The 15,891-nt window shown below is 35.1% G+C and carries 11 protein-coding genes and 1 riboswitch; of the genes, 1 reads left to right on the forward strand and 10 read right to left on the reverse strand.

Annotation, left to right across the window (positions count from 1 at the left end; genetic code table 11):
* Positions 1-71: 71 nt before the first annotated feature.
* The 6 genes from DW761_RS10365 to DW761_RS10390 form a co-directional block, all read right to left on the reverse strand.
* The gene (locus tag DW761_RS10365; protein WP_117518027.1) at positions 72-1,511 is read right to left on the reverse strand and encodes a hypothetical protein; all 1,440 of its coding nucleotides are present in this window, start codon (positions 1,509-1,511) and stop codon (positions 72-74) included.
* Complete coding sequence (locus DW761_RS10370; protein WP_117518029.1) at positions 1,508-2,380, reverse strand: ATP-binding cassette domain-containing protein; 873 nt, start codon at positions 2,378-2,380, stop codon at positions 1,508-1,510. Before DW761_RS10370 ends, DW761_RS10365 begins: the two co-directional genes overlap by 4 nt.
* Complete coding sequence (locus DW761_RS10375; protein ID WP_117518031.1) at positions 2,371-3,069, reverse strand: hypothetical protein; 699 nt, start codon at positions 3,067-3,069, stop codon at positions 2,371-2,373. Before DW761_RS10375 ends, DW761_RS10370 begins: the two co-directional genes overlap by 10 nt.
* Positions 3,056-3,604 (reverse strand): RNA polymerase sigma factor, encoded by a 549-nt coding sequence (locus tag DW761_RS10380; protein WP_117518033.1) that lies wholly within the window; start codon positions 3,602-3,604, stop codon positions 3,056-3,058. The genes DW761_RS10375 and DW761_RS10380 overlap by 14 nt, the downstream gene beginning before the upstream one ends.
* 90 nt (positions 3,605-3,694) lie before the next feature.
* Entirely contained in the window at positions 3,695-6,943 is a 3,249-nt protein-coding gene (locus DW761_RS10385) for an FtsX-like permease family protein (RefSeq protein ID WP_117518035.1), read from the reverse strand.
* Positions 6,944-7,648 carry an ABC transporter ATP-binding protein gene (locus tag DW761_RS10390; RefSeq protein WP_117453843.1) on the reverse strand — a complete coding sequence of 235 codons (705 nt, stop codon included), beginning with the start codon at positions 7,646-7,648 and terminating at the stop codon, positions 6,944-6,946.
* A gap of 310 nt (positions 7,649-7,958) precedes the next feature.
* On the opposite strand from DW761_RS10390, the gene DW761_RS10395 reads away from it, so the two are divergent.
* Positions 7,959-9,917: a penicillin-binding transpeptidase domain-containing protein gene (locus DW761_RS10395; RefSeq protein ID WP_117518037.1), complete on the forward strand. Its 1,959-nt coding sequence runs from the start codon at positions 7,959-7,961 to the stop codon at positions 9,915-9,917.
* Between the two features lie 36 nt (positions 9,918-9,953).
* On the opposite strand, the gene DW761_RS10400 is transcribed toward DW761_RS10395, so the two are convergent.
* The 4 genes from DW761_RS10400 to DW761_RS10415 form a co-directional block, all read right to left on the reverse strand.
* The gene (locus DW761_RS10400) at positions 9,954-10,535 is read right to left on the reverse strand and encodes a hypothetical protein (protein ID WP_117518039.1); all 582 of its coding nucleotides are present in this window, start codon (positions 10,533-10,535) and stop codon (positions 9,954-9,956) included.
* 121 nt (positions 10,536-10,656) lie between these two features.
* Positions 10,657-11,817: a M20 family metallopeptidase gene (locus DW761_RS10405; RefSeq protein ID WP_117453827.1), complete on the reverse strand. Its 1,161-nt coding sequence runs from the start codon at positions 11,815-11,817 to the stop codon at positions 10,657-10,659.
* Positions 11,818-11,829: 12 nt separating this feature from the next.
* Positions 11,830-13,218, reverse strand: coding sequence for a YfcC family protein (locus DW761_RS10410; RefSeq protein ID WP_117453826.1), 1,389 nt, complete (start codon positions 13,216-13,218; stop codon positions 11,830-11,832).
* A gap of 70 nt (positions 13,219-13,288) precedes the next feature.
* Positions 13,289-13,460, reverse strand: a riboswitch (Lysine riboswitch).
* A gap of 65 nt (positions 13,461-13,525) precedes the next feature.
* Positions 13,526-15,889, reverse strand: coding sequence for an FtsX-like permease family protein (locus DW761_RS10415; RefSeq protein WP_158553786.1), 2,364 nt, complete (start codon positions 15,887-15,889; stop codon positions 13,526-13,528).
* Positions 15,890-15,891 lie beyond the last annotated feature (2 nt).

Below are 15,891 nucleotides of genomic sequence, written 5' to 3' on the forward strand. Positions count from 1 at the left end.
TAATTTAACACCAATAACAACCAATCTTATTCTAATAATAGATACTTAAAAAAGTGGATTTCTCCACTTCATTAATGATTTTTCACAACATGTTTCTTTGATATCTTCCATACAATAAGTGTAATCATGATATCCACAATCATCCAAAACAGTACGATTATGGTTTTCCATGAATAGAAAATTCCATTCCATAAACCATATGGTTCTGGAGAATTTCCATATCTAAATATCAAGAAAAAATCATTCGTATGCAACATGTTTCCTAAAAACAGATGATCTCCAAAATTATGAAAAATCGTATCAAAAGGATAACTAAAGGTTGTGATAAGAATAAAAGTGATCAATAAAATAATTGTGATAAATCGGTTTTTAGATATAAATGATGCCAACATCGTAATTAATGCAGTTGATATTACTGCCAACAAATTCAAAAATAACCCTGTGCCAATGATTTCTTTATATGTAAAAATGCCATTTGTGATACTCTTTACACTTGTTCCTGCCATGGAAATAGTTTCCATATTTAAATCACGAAGTGGCACATAGATCATCGTAAACATATAGAGCATAAGATATTCTAATAATAATATTCCTACGCTTACCAAAATACCAGCTAGTAATTTTGCCAAGGAAAGTTTCTTCATTGCTGTTTCACTTGGTATCAGAATCTGATCGGTTTTATAGTAGTTTTCCATCGCAAAGGTATTTGATAATATCAATGCAATCATAAGTAAGGTCACAAAATCAATACACCCTAATGCATTCACAAACAGATTATTACCCACAACACTGTTAAAATGTTGATTTTGTTCTTGATTGACGAAATGCTCTTTCATTGCTTTATTCAAAGGATCACTTAAATCTAATCCTTCCATTATTTCTGCATTTGATGCCAAACAATAAGCTTTAAAGTTGCCTAAATCAGGAATATCTTTTGTCGGTTTTAGATAATAGTTATATTCCATCGTATTCTTATAAATATTTTGATATAGTAATCTTACATGATCATTCTCATAAAACACCATAGGATATAATAGATTATCATTATCATCGTCTTTATAATAGTTAAAAGGATAAAAATTTTTTTGAACATTTTCCAGATACTCTATTCTTTTCTGTTCACTATATTTTCCATCTACACAATCTTGTAGAAATTTTTCATATTCTGTACCATATAGAGAAATCATATAGTTTACATCATAATCTTTTAAAGGGTATGCTTCTAATATTTTTTCATAATCAGACATAAACTTTTCATACAATTTAGGGGAAGCTTCTCCCTCATATTGATGAAGGATTTTATCTGCGTACATAAAATAATCAGCGCCATTATTTAAATCTTTGCCTTCTGTTGTTTTCATTGTCCATTCTTGCGCTACTGTATTTTGAAATTTAAACTGATACTCACTATATGCCTGATATCCTGTATAGCTGAATAATATAAGGATCATGAAGATATTGAATTTGCTTCTTAAAATCTTTTTACACTCTGCCTTTACAAGTCGCATCATAATGTTTCACCTTCTTTGAAATGATATAAATATAAGTCATCTAAATCAGGTATCACAGGTGTTGCTAAAGGATGTGGCTGTTTATCACATACAATACGTAGTTCTATCTTACTATCTTTATGATGACTCTTCACAATGATATGTTGACTCATCAACTTTAAGGCTTCCTTTTTATCAATGCACAATTCCCATACTTTTTCATTCATGGTGGAAAGTAATTCTTCGCTTGTGTCATGTAAGATGATATTTCCTTCTTTCATTATCATAATATCGTCTGCAATTGTTTCTATATCACTGACGATATGTGTAGATAAAAGGATAATCGTGTTTTCGGATAAAGACGCAATCAGATTACGAAAAACAATACGCTCTTTAGGATCAAGTCCAGCAGTAGGCTCATCTAAAATCAAAATTTTTGGTTCATTGAGTAAAGCGACAGCAATACCAACCCGACGAAGCATTCCACCTGAGAGATGTTTCATTTTTGTTTTACGTTTTTCTTCCAAATGTAGATCTTGCAATAGCTTCTGAATCCGATCATTTGCATAAGATGCTGTCATATTTTTGATAATTGACATATATTCTAAAAATGATTGTACGCTATAATTAGGATAATAACCAAATTGTTGTGGCAGATAACCCAGATTGGCGGCATAACTGTCGTATTGTGTTTTTAAGCCAATTTCATTAAAACTAATACTCCCTGTTTCACTGGGAATCAAACCGCAAATAATACGCATGAGGGTCGTTTTACCACTGCCGTTCGCACCTAACAATCCATGTACGCCTTCATGAAAGGTGATATTTACATCAATGACTGCTTTTTTATTTTTAAATGATTTATTAAGATGTTCCAAGACTAATTCCATATCATATTCCCTGCCTTTCTTATTTTGAAATATTGATAAATGCTGTTAAAGAAATAAAAGCATAACAGAATGATGAAAAACAGAATAATTATAAAAGGGTCATACAGATCAAAATAACATACAATATATTCATAAATGGCAAATGTCATAATATAAATAATCATTGCCTGTATATAGCTGTGAATATAAGGAAGAAAGATCAAATACATGCACTGAATCAAAAATAAAGGAATATAGGCATATAGAATAATGAAGGAAATCATAAAATCTGATAATATCAAATGAATCAAAGAAATTAATAACAGCATTCCTAGCATTATGATACTAATGGCGATATTTTTCATTAAAAACCGCCTGCCCGCATGTAGATATACTGGTGAGCATAATTCACTTGTGTGGTAATACATGTCTTTGAACATTTCAAAAATACTGAAAAATCCCAATGATATAAAATAAATCGTCATACTTTCATTTATATTGATTTGCATACACCATAAAATCAATATCGTTAGCATCAGACTTAGAAATGCAATGGCGGTAAATCGATGTAGATCAAAATATAAAAAACGTTTTAAACGACGTAAATCATTTGTTTCCTGTCTAGCACTTACCAGTTGCCATTCTTGTTCACACAGCCAGTGCATATGCTCTATTTCTTGTTCTGGGATATTCACATCAAATTTTTTCATGTTGAAATCCACCTTCTTTCATAAGTTTTCTTAATTTGATCAATGCTTGTGTATGTCTAGATTTTACGGTAGAAACCGGAATATGATGGATATCCGCAATTTCTTTAAAGGTCAATTGATGAAAGTACTTTAAAATGATCACATCCTGCTGGATATCGTTTAGTTTACTAATCCACAGCATCAGTTCTTCATATTTCAGTTGATTTAAAATACTTTCATGGACATTTGTATCATCCTCAATCATATAATCTAATTCACTGATATCTTCATGATACTGCATTTTTCTGTAGTAGTCTTTACAAACGTTGGAAGCTATCCGATATAAATAATGCAACAGTTTCCCTTCTTGTCGATAGGTGGGAAGATATCGCAAAAACCGTAAAAAAACTTCTTGTGTAATATCTTTTGCACAATCATCCATCAACATTTTTCTTGATACATACGCATATATGAAAGGATAGTAGGATTGAATCAGGATATCCATAGCATCTTCATCGCCTTTTTTTATTTTTCTGATCAGATTGGATTCATTCATGTTCTACCTCCTCACTTGTATAACTTCTTTTTTCAGCATTTGGTCTTATAAATATTGCTTTTTATTGAAAAAAAGTGGAACAGTTATTCACTATTCCACTGATTTTAAAGATTCTACCATCGGAATCTTCTTTAATTTACGATACATAACAAGATTTACAATAATAGAGAATCCCATCGTGATCAATACTGAGTAAACAAAGGAGATTGGATAGATATTTCTGCCGAACATGACAGTATCTAATTCCGCAAGGCTCATAATCAAAGAATGCAATATGATTCCCAAGCCTAAACCTACCAGAGCACCAATCAATGTTAGGATGATATTTTCACGATAGACATATGCGGAAACTTCATTATCATAGAAGCCAAGCACCTTGATTGTCGCAATTTCCCGTAATCGTTCACTGATATTTACATTTGTCAGATTATATAAAACCACAAATGCCAGCATTCCCGCAGATATGATCAATACGACAACGATAAACGATAAAGAGGAAATGGTATCTTCAAAGCTTGACGCAATACCACTATAGAATGTCACAGACTCAATTCCTGCCTGTTTCATAAATGCATTTCCCAACGCTTCTTCCTGATCACTGTTTACGGTTTTCATAATGCCTAACAGTGTTGTGTTCTTAGGGGTCGTATGATATACACTCTTATAATAAGATGGTGTCATATAGATGGCATGGCCTACATAGTTTTCACTGATTCCAGTTATCTTGATATCTTTCTTTACCCCATCACCATTATCAATTGGGATGCTGTCACCAACTGAAATGCCTTTTGCTTTCGCAAGTTTTTCTGTGATGATGGCACCATCACTTTCTAAATCTAACGGGTCATGACCTTTCCTTGTTCGCAATACTGTAAACTTCTGATATTCATTGACATTTGCTGGTACATAGATATCAACACCTTTATCTTCACCTTCATCAGCATAGAATCCATGGTATATCGCTACACCCATTGCATCGGATATATCTTTATTGGCTTTTAATTCATCTAATGCTTTATCACGCTGAGAAGCTGTGGCATCTGTTGAAAATGTCATGCTTACATCGTATTTATTTAATTCTTCATACTGTAAAACAACAATTTCTCCAATAGAATCTTGAATACCGAAACCAGCCACAAGCAAGGCACTACATCCGCTGATACCAATGACAGTCATTAGGAAACGTTTTTTATAACGGAAGATATTTCTAGCGGTTACTTTATGAATAAAGTTAAATCGTTTCCATATAAATGGAACCCGCTCTAATAAAATTTTCTTGCCATTCTTTGGTGCTTTTGGGCGCATCAGCTGACTTGGTACATCCATTAATTCCTTATATACTGCCGAAATGGCTGCTGCTACGGTAATCAAAGAAACGATACCTATCGCAGTAAAGGCTAGTCCAAATTGGAATTGAAGCTGTACTTCAGGCAGGGTATACATGATATTCCATGCATTATATATCACAGTTGGGAATACCACCATACCAATGATGGAGCCAAAGATACCGCCAAAGATACTGGCAACACCCGCATACATAATGTATTTCATCGCAATTGCTGTTTTTGAATATCCAAGTGCTTTTAAAGTACCGATTTCCTGACGTTGTTCATCCACCATACGCGTCATGGTTGTTAAACATACAAGAGCTGCGACCACAAAGAAGAATAATGGGAATACTTTCGCAATTCCACCCATACGATCGGCTGCACTTCCATAATCTCGATAGGAATAATGGGAATTACGATCTAGCACATACCATTGTGGTGTTTTCATTGCTTTGATTTCTTCTTCACTTTTATCAAGTTTTTCTTTCGCTTCCGCAAGTTTTGCGGCACCATCTTTTTCTTTCTCTTCTAATTCCAAAGTACCTTTTATGACCTGTGTATTGCCATCATCAATTTGTTTCTGTGCTTCTTCAAATTGTTTTTGAGTACTTGTTTCAGCTTCAGCTAGTTGCTGTTTTCCAAGCTCTATTTGATTTTTGGCATTAGAGATTTGTTCATCTAATACAGCTAATTGATTCATACCGGTTTCTAAATTGCTTTGCAGGGTTTCCATCTGTTTTTGTAGAAGTTCAAGAGATGGCACCATATACGTTTTAGAAGCCTCTAAAGCTTTCTTTTTTTCCTCCAGCAGCTGTTTTTCCAAGTCTGTCAAATCAGGCTGTTTCAACTGTTCTTCCACATCTTTGATCTGTTGATCAATTTCATCGACTTTACCCTTTTGTGTTTCAATCTGTTTATTTAAATCCGCTATTTGAGTATCTACTTTTGTTTTTTCCTCATTCAATTTTGCTTTTGCTGCATCATATTGGGCAACCAAGCTGTTCATCTGGGCTTCACTTTGTTCAAGCTCCTGTTTTTTTGACGCAAGCATTTGCTGGCTGGTCAACTGGTTGGCATTTAATGTTGCCTGTCCAACAAGTGCCTGATCATGTGCATCAGATAACTGTTGTTTAGCCTTTTTGATTTCTTCATCAAATTTCTTTTTATTGGCTTCATATTCTTTACGCCCATCCTCTACCTTTTCCAAAGCATCTTTTTTGATTTTCTCAAAGCGTAAATCAGCTCTTTCTTCTCCAAGTGAAGTAAGTTTTGTTTCTACTTTTTTTATCACATCAAAATAAGCATCATCATAAGAATTATATTTTTTCGCATTTTTTACTGTTACATATATTTCTGTATAGTAATCCATTTTAAAGTTGCTGTCGGGTATGATGATATAATTGTCAATCGTACCACTGCCGATAGCAGAACTACCTTTTTCATATGATAAATAATAAGGCGTTGTGACTTCTCCAACGATTGTATACGTTGTATTTTTCAACGTATCCTTTAATTCATCATCACTCCCACTAGTTAATGTGATGTGATCTCCAACTTTACTGGATGCACCTTTGATACTATCATGTTCAATGACACATTCATTTTCTTTTTCAGGCAGACGGCCATTGATGATTCGCATCTGATTGATATAATCCGGATTATCTTTGGTATCCTTCATTGGATATGACATCACTTTAATAACCTTTTGTTTATTATCTACTGTATTTAAGGTATCGATGGAATAACTGGGATAAACACCCTCCACACCATCAATTTTACGAATGGCGGATGCATCCTCTTTTGTCATGCCAATGGTAGACATTACTTTAAAATCCATGAAATTGTACTCATCAAAATAATGATCGGCACTGTTTTTCATGACAGGAACACTTGCTTTGACACCCGCAAAAAACGCTACTCCGATGGCAACGATAGAAAATATAGATAAAAACCGCCCCAGCGATTTTCGCATTTCTCGTGTAATGTCCTTTCTCAGTGCTTTAAATTTCATTTAGTATTCGATCCTTTCTACTGGCAGTGGGTTTTCGTTGATGGTTACACTTTCAATCTTTCCATTACGTACTTTAATAACTTTATCCCCCATCGCCGTAAGTGCCAAGTTATGAGTAATAACGATGACACTTACCCCACGTTGTCGACAGGTATCCTGAAGTAATTTTAAGATTTGTTTACCGGTATTATAATCAAGGGCACCGGTTGGCTCATCACATAATAAAAGCTTGGGATTTTTAGCTAATGCACGGGCAATGGCCACACGCTGTTGTTCCCCACCGGATAATTGTGCAGGGAAATTTCCACTTCGATCTTTTAATCCGACTGCTTCAATTGTTTCATCAATATCCAAAGGTTCTTTACAGATTTGTGCTGCCAGCTCTACATTTTCCTTAACGGTTAAATTCTGTACCAGATTATAAAACTGGAATACAAATCCAATATCATAACGACGATATGTCGTTAATTGTTTGGCATTATATTTACTGATTTCTTTACCATCTACATAGATATTGCCGCTTGTACAACTATCCATTCCACCTAGAATATTCAGTATTGTACTTTTTCCAGCACCACTGGCGCCCGCAATGACCACAAATTCTCCCTGATCAATAGAAAAATCCACACCACTTAGTGCTTCAATTTCTACTTCTCCCATTTTATATATTTTTTTTACATTTTGAAATTCAATATAGGCACTCATATACATCGACCTTTCTAACATATACGTTTTCCTATATTATACTAAAATTGAAAAAACTTTGATAGTCTTTCCCCCTATTTTCTTTTTTTCACTTTTTTCCTACATAATCTATTTTCTCTTTCAAACAGGGTTGATATTCCGTATCCTGCGACAATTATTGCCGGTATATTATCTAAATAATTTACCCACATATATCAGCATTATCATTTAGTTATAATTCCAATGAGGATCTCATAGAATATTATGAGATTTTTTTCTTTTACTTGCTTCTATAAAATGTTACAATACAAGAAAGAAAAGGAGGTATTTTATGAACTTTACAAAGAAACAAATCACAATTACATCGATTGCGGCCATTTTGATCATTGCGGCAGGCATTGGCGCATTCTTCTTGTTGAATTCAGGTCCATCTGCGAAAACAGCATGGGATGAATACAGCAAAGCATGGGAGAAAAAAGATTATGAAGCCATGTACAATTTATTAGACAGTAAATCAAAGTCAGAAACTGATCACGATACATTCGTTAATAAATATACAAACATTTATAATGGAATAGAAGCAGACCAGCTTAAGATTGAAACCAAGGATATTGTAGATGGTGATGGCGGTAAAACAGCTGCCTATCATTTCAGCGCAGATACCCTTGCTGGAAATGTTAGTTTTGATCAGTCTGTACAGATTGTCAAAGAAGATGACACCTACAAAATCAGCTGGAGTTATGCCCAGATATTCCCACAGATGCAAAATGGCGATGGCATTCAGATATCCAGTGAAGAAGCAAAACGTGGCAGTATTCTTGATCGCAATGGAAAAGTTATTGCAGGTGATGATCAAGCAATCGTTGTCGGCGTAGTGCCAGGTAAAATAAAGGACGAGGAAGATCTTTCTACTTTAGCGAAACGTTTGGATATTAATGTTGACAGTATCAAAAATGCTATGCAAGCAAGCTGGGTAAAAGATGATTTATTTGTACCTGTAAAAACGATATCCAAAGATACAGATATCAAAATTGATGATTTATCCGGGGTTACAACACAAACAACAAGTGCCCGTATATATCCTTATAAAGAAATATGCTCCCACTTAAGCGGTTATGTACAGACGATTAATGCGGAAGAATTAGAAAAACATAAAGGCGAAGGTTATGACAGCAATTCACTGATTGGAAAAACCGGATTGGAAAGTATCTATGAAAAAGATTTGCGTGGACAAAACGGGGTAAGCATCCTTGTGGTAAGAGATGGTAATGTTGTGGATACCATTGCGAAACGTGATGTAAAAAACGGTAAAGATATCAAAACGACAATTGATGTTGACGTACAGAAAAAAGTATATGAACAATTAAAAAATGATCAGGGGGCTGGTGTGGTGATGCAGCCAAAAACCGGAGAAGTCTTAGCCCTTGTATCTACTCCAAGTTATGATCCAAATGATTTTGCACTAGGTATGACAACTGCCAAATGGGATTCTTTGAATAATGATAAGAACCGACCATTAGAAAATCGTTTCACAGGTTTATATACCCCTGGTTCTACCTTTAAAGCATTCACTGCGGCAGCTGCACTAGATTCTAAAACCATTACAGCGGATGAGGATATGGGACAGGCAAAAGATAAAAAATGGCAGAAAGATAATAGTTGGGGTGATTATTTTGTAAAGACAACTGCTGCATATGATGGCAAAGCTGATCTGCAAAATGCCCTGATTTATTCTGATAATACCTATTTCGCAAAAGTAGCGTTAAAGATGGGCATCAAAACCTATACAGATAAATTAAACAGTTATGGTTTTAACGATCAAATGGATTTCCCATTTACGATTCCCGCAAGCAGTTATGGTGAAGAAAGTGATTTAAAGAAAGATATCACATTAGCGGATACAGGTTATGGACAGGGAAAACTTCAAATATCTCCACTTCATTTAACCGCATTTTATGCATCCTTTGAAAATAATGGAAGTATTCCTAAACCTTATTTGATTTATCAGGATGGAAAAGCAGAAACATGGAAGAAAGATGCTATCTCATCTGGAACAGTAGAAACATTAAAGAAAGCTTTAACAAACACCTATAGCAGTTATGATTCAGAAAATCCTACAAAAGCATTAGGTAAAACCGGAACCGCACAGGTCAATGAAAAAGAAATCGGATGGCTGTGCAGTGCCAATAAAGATTATGCAATTACCTTAATGGTGGATAATGCAGAAGATCGTAACGGCAGTTTATACGTTACACCATTAATGAAAGCTTTGTGGCGTACACTTCAATAATGATAAAAAGTCTAATCGATTAGGATTAGACTTTTTTTACGCTTTATTTTGATATATAAAATCATATAAATTTAAATGATGTTCGACAGCATACAATACCTGTTGTTCATCAATGATATGATCACAAAGCTTTGGCAACATCAGCATGATCTGATTGACTTCTTCTTCTGATAAATTCGTAAGATTGAAACGTTTCTTCCCATAGACAGAATACAGATTGAAATAGAATGTATCCGGTGTTCGTTTTGCCGGGCCTGCGATCGTATTTTTGATATAACGAATTTCGATTTTTTCAATATCTTGTTTTTTCAATACATAGTAACAATCCACACTTTCATTTTGAAATAAAGCTTTTATAATCTTTGCGTTATTGATCACGGTATCATTTTGAAGAATGATTTTATCTTCACTGATACACCAATACTGTTTAAATGCCCCAGGCAGCATTGCCAAACATAATAAACAAAAGAAGATGATCCACATAGCAAAAAACATCCATACTTCTAACTTCATCAATCCAAAGAATAATGATGCAAGTAATAAGGCAATTAATGCGACAGGTACCATTTCCTTTCCAACGTTTTTTCGATTTAATTTCTTTCCTACGACGATATTCATAAAATACCTCCCAGATATTTCACTGTTTCAATGTTACTTATAATATACCACCTGTTTATAAAAGTTCAATAGAAAAAAGATAGAAATCCTTTCTTTACATGCTGGATTTCTATCTCTTTGCTTATTTTACAATTTCTGGCTTCAAAAATACTTGTAAAGCTGTATATGCCATTGCTTTTGTGGCTGTATGTAAACTATGTTTTGCGTTATCCCCATGTACATATGCCAAGAAATCTTCATGATGGGCAAATACTTTAGGATTTGCGCCTGTATCAATTTCACAATATACACAAGGACAAACATGGGATACATTTCCAATGTCACTGGAGCCACTGGCTTCTTCATCCGCTTCCACAAAATCATTCACACCAAGCGCCATCAGATTTTCCTTCAATAGCTGACGCAATCCTTCATGATAAACAAGGTCATCATAAGAATTTTCAAAGTTATGATATTCCAGTTTTGCGCCACTCATCAATGCTGCACCCTTTGCACAGTTGATGATACGTTTTGTAAGTTCTTCTAAATATGCACGATCTTTTGCACGGATATAGAAACGACAGCCGGCTTTATCTGGTACGGTATTACATGCGACACCGCCATCTGTAATGATACCTGCAACTCTGGCATCACTTCGCATATGCTGACGAAGAGCATTCACTCCCGCAAACATCAGCTGTACACCATCTAGTGCATTGATGCCTTTTTCAGGATAAGCAGCCGCATGTGCCGCAACTCCTTTAAAATTAAATTCTAAGGAATCCATCGCCAATGTGACCACATGGATATTATTTTCAGCACCTAAATGCATTTGTATTGCCGCATCAATATCATCAAAAGCACCACGTTCAACCAAATCATATTTGCCACCCGTTGTTTCTTCCGCTGGGGTTCCAATGACCACAATACTACCTGAAATAACATCTTTCATATGTGCAAGGGATATTGCTGCGCCAAATGTAGATGCCGCAATCCAATTGTGTCCACAAGCATGTGCTACTTGGCATTTATCTTCCCCATATCCTGGAAGTGCATCATATTCCGCAAGAAATGCTACCTTAGGACCTTCTCCACAAACAAGCTCTGCACGAAATGCTGTAGGGATATCCAGATAAGGATAAGTAATCGTGAATCCTTGTTTTTCTAATTGCTCCACCAAATAAGCACTTGATTTATATTCTTCATTTCCAAGTTCTGCGTGTTCATAAATGTATTCACTGACTTCTTCAATCAATGATGCACATTCATCTTCTATCGTATATAAACGTGTTTTTAATTCCATATCGTTTTCTCCTTAATATCCAATGACAACTGCCACACCAAGTAAAACCATAGATGCGATAAATAGTAAGCCAAATAAAGGTGTCACAAATTTATACCAGCGATCAATTGGCAAACGCATGATGCCACACATCATGAATACACTGGTTGGCCAGAAGATATTAGAGAATCCATCACCAAACTGAAATGCCAGTACACTTACCTGACGGGATACACCTACCATCTCTCCTACTGGAGCTAAAATCGGCATCGTCACAAGTGCCTGTCCTGCCCCACTTGGGATAAAGAAATTGATGATATTTTGAACAAACAACATACCCATTGCGCTTAACATTCCCTGGAAGTTTGATAAAAGGTTAGCCAGCCAGTAAACAATTGTATCAATGATATGTGCATTATCCATGATCACAGGAATACTGCGGCTGACACCAACTAACAATGCACCATACATCATTTCCTTACTTGCTTCAATAAAGAATTCTGCAATCTGACTTGCGGTAAAACGAGAAATAAAGCCTGTCACAACTGTCATAATAATGAATAATGTCGCTATTTCATCAATATACCATCCAAACTTGATGGTACCAATCAACAGCATCGCAATTGTAAATACAAACATCAAGCAGCTGATTTTATGTGTCCATGTGAACTTTGATTTCATTAATTCATCTTTTGAGCCAACTTCCAGCATTTCAACTTTTGCGCCATATAATACTGATTTTGTTGGATCTTTTTTTACACGATGTGCATAACGCCATACATACCAGATACTAATTCCCATAAATACAGCAAAGCAGACAATACGATATCCAAGCCCGGAAAACATTGTCACACCCGCTACTTCCTGAGCAATTCCTACGGTAAATGGATTGATGGTTGCTGCCGCAAAACCTATCGCAACACCAAGATAGATGATGCTTCCACCAACGATTGCATCATAGCCAAGGACTGCCGCAATGGAAATAAATACCGGAATCAATCCATACGTTTCTTCAAACATTCCCATGGTACTACCAAGTAAACCAAAGGTAATCATACATACAGGGATAATCAATTCAATGCGATCACCGATTTTTCTTAAGATAAATCCTACGACTGCATCAAAGGTTCCATTCTTAATCAAAATATAAACAAATGCATATGCAAAGATGATAAAGAAGATAATCTGTGCACCATCCACAAATCCCAGCTGAATGGATTTAAACATATCAAAAATTGAACATCCTACCTTTTCTACCGCATGATAGCTGTCAGGAACAACAATTGTGTTGCCTGCTGCATCTACAATTCTCTCAAATTCTCCTGCAGGTACGATGTTTGCCAGCACTGCCGTTAACATAGTCATTAAAAAGATGATGACATATGCATGCGGCATTTGAAACTTTTTCTTTTTCTTTTCCATAATTTTCCTCCAATAAAAAAGTCCTTGCACCCTAAAACATGCAAAGACCTTTTGGAAGATAACTTTGATGTTTTAAGATAGCGCTCCTTTATGTTTTAACATAAAGACAGTGGCATGCTTCTTCAACATACCCCCAGCAGATACTTTGACCTATCTGCTTCGGCGTATCATCCTTTCTGATATCTTCACAGACTTTCGATCTCCGATATCATACTCATAATCAACGCGCCTCTTCTTAAACACAAGACGTTGACATTTTAGCATTATTTGTCTACATTTGCAAGACAGACACCACTTTTTTCATAGTTTAATTTTCATTAACTAATAAATACGGTGATATTTTTTTGATTCTTCTTGCAATCCACATAGCTAAAGCACTCCCAGTTAAACAAATAAGTAAAATAATGGTAATCAACATCATCCATGGTATTTCAAATTGAACCTTCATCATACCAATATAGGATAACAACATACTTAATAATGGATTGATGAGATAGTATCCAAGGATTGCTCCTGTCATAGCGCCAATCACAAAAACCATAAGTGATGTTAATGCAATTTGATGAATCAATTGTTTCGATGTGTAGCCAATGGCCTTTAAAATACCAAACTCTTGTTTCCGTTGCAGGATGGATGTCTTTTGTACAAGATACATAATCAATATGATAATAAATAAGGTGATACCCGCAATCACACATACCAACGCACTGACAATATCTCGATAAGACCCCATTGACGCCTCTACCACTTTGCGATTATTTTGTATACCGATAATATTTGAGGAATAATGTTGTTTGATATATTGTATGGTATCCTCAATTTCTTGTTTATCTTTGGTATAGATATTTAATGTTCTAGCTTCATAGTCTTTGACAAATAATCGATACCCTTCTTCTGTGATGGCAACATCATGCCCCATATAATTTGCCCCCTGAATCAAGCCGGTAATCAAATACTCCTGTTCCTTATCCCCCTTTTTTAAGGTAATCATTTCTCCCGGCTCTTTGTGTAATTTAGAAGCTAATAATCCACCGATTGCTACTTCATTTGCATATTTTGGAAATCTTCCCTGATATAAGACTTGTTGAGAACGTAAATGCAGGAAGTTTTCACTAGTATAACAGATGACTACCTCATGCCCACATTGAAAAGCATTATCTGTATAAAAATCCACGCTATGATCAACGCCGGATATTTTTTCTAAATCCGTTTTCAGACGTAAATGATCCTCATGGGTTTTTGATTCTACAATAATATCTGCAATATCTCCTGAACTGGCAAATAAAAAGTTATCAAACTGATACGAAATATTATAGAATAAAACACCCGCAAAAACACTGGCGAATGCAATGGCACTAATTACAATGCTTACCATAACGTTTGCTTTCAGATTTTGAATCAAGACTTTCATTGCCAACAAAACCGTTAACGTTGCTTTATGTTTGTCTAATGGAACATGATTTCGTTTAAAATTATGTGTATAAAATCCACTTCGCAACGCCACAATTGGTGTCAGCTTTTTGGCCTTCATAGATGTTACCATTGTGATGAGGGAAATAATCAGCATTAAAAAAAGCAAAGTCATACTTACACAAAGCGCATCAAGTCCCTGATGCCATGTGAGTCCTGTTTGAATGGCAAACATATAAGATAGAAATGGTAATAACAGATTGGATAATCCAATCCCAAGGATACCACCAATTCCTCCAATTATTAAATATGGAAGCATCAACGATAATAGAATCTGTATTCCTGTATATCCGATAGCTTTATAAGCACCAATATTTTTCATATCCTCCACAATGGTATTTTGTATTTTAAAACGTATCACAATCACTAAAATAACCATCATGATCATGGAAAAAGCGATAATCAAAGTAGCGCCAATAGAAGATGTCAGTGTTCTTGATTGTTTGATCGTATCATAATAATTCATATCAGAGCGAATGGATGGATTAGTGGAAGTGAGGGTTGGTAAATGTCTTGTCGCATACTCACTATTTTGATCATGCTGGTTCACTTTCATTAAAAACATCGTCGCATCAATGGTATGTGACAAGCGCTTTGATACTGTTTGATATTCTTCATCATCTAATAATAAGCCGGTTGTGGAGGAATTAATTGTCGCAAGCATCATTTCCTCATAAAAGCCTTTTATCTGATAGGTGAATGCAACCTCTTTACCATCCTGTATGATGGTTAACGTAAAATCATCCAGTAAATTATATTGACCACCTGTATGAAATAAATATGGCAAATATATCCCATGTTCGACAGATTTCTTGCTTTCTTCCATGATTGATATTTTACCAATTTCTTGTTTATCATCTTTATTCAACACCGCAAATTGACGTAAGGTTTCACTGTTTCGATATTGACATTTACCCGCAAAAAACAAAACATTTCGTTGCTCCATCTGTTTTGTATCAGGATCATGAAGCAGTTCTTGTTGATACGTTTTTATATACGTTTCATCTTTGTTTTGTATGGTGGTAATGACATCTGCACATTGCATATCTTTGGCGTATTGATCAAATAGCTGGGGATAATTCAAAAACGTAGTAAGCCCTAAATTCATAAGTGCGCTTGATATTATAATCAATAACATAAAACCTATCATCTGTGATTTGTTTTTTTGAAAGGTAGCTTTTGCTAGTAGCATCACTGACATCA

The organism is Absiella sp. AM29-15 (assembly GCF_003434225.1).
In the GTDB taxonomy this organism is placed as follows: Bacteria; Bacillota_I; Bacilli_A; order Erysipelotrichales; family Erysipelotrichaceae; genus Hoskinsella; species Hoskinsella hominis.

Bases quoted from the DNA above. Each gene is read 5' to 3' on its own strand.
- DW761_RS10365 (WP_117518027.1), bottom strand. From the start codon at position 1,511: ATGATGCGACTTGTAAAGGCAGAGTGTAAAAAGATTTTAAGAAGCAAA.
- DW761_RS10370 (WP_117518029.1), bottom strand. From the start codon at position 2,380: ATGGAATTAGTCTTGGAACATCTTAATAAATCATTTAAAAATAAAAAA.
- DW761_RS10375 (WP_117518031.1), bottom strand. From the start codon at position 3,069: ATGAAAAAATTTGATGTGAATATCCCAGAACAAGAAATAGAGCATATG.
- DW761_RS10380 (WP_117518033.1), bottom strand. From the start codon at position 3,604: ATGAATGAATCCAATCTGATCAGAAAAATAAAAAAAGGCGATGAAGAT.
- DW761_RS10385 (WP_117518035.1), bottom strand. From the start codon at position 6,943: ATGAAATTTAAAGCACTGAGAAAGGACATTACACGAGAAATGCGAAAA.
- DW761_RS10390 (WP_117453843.1), bottom strand. From the start codon at position 7,648: ATGAGTGCCTATATTGAATTTCAAAATGTAAAAAAAATATATAAAATG.
- DW761_RS10395 (WP_117518037.1), top strand. From the start codon at position 7,959: ATGAACTTTACAAAGAAACAAATCACAATTACATCGATTGCGGCCATT.
- DW761_RS10400 (WP_117518039.1), bottom strand. From the start codon at position 10,535: ATGAATATCGTCGTAGGAAAGAAATTAAATCGAAAAAACGTTGGAAAG.
- DW761_RS10405 (WP_117453827.1), bottom strand. From the start codon at position 11,817: ATGGAATTAAAAACACGTTTATATACGATAGAAGATGAATGTGCATCA.
- DW761_RS10410 (WP_117453826.1), bottom strand. From the start codon at position 13,218: ATGGAAAAGAAAAAGAAAAAGTTTCAAATGCCGCATGCATATGTCATC.
- DW761_RS10415 (WP_158553786.1), bottom strand. From the start codon at position 15,889: ATGTCAGTGATGCTACTAGCAAAAGCTACCTTTCAAAAAAACAAATCA.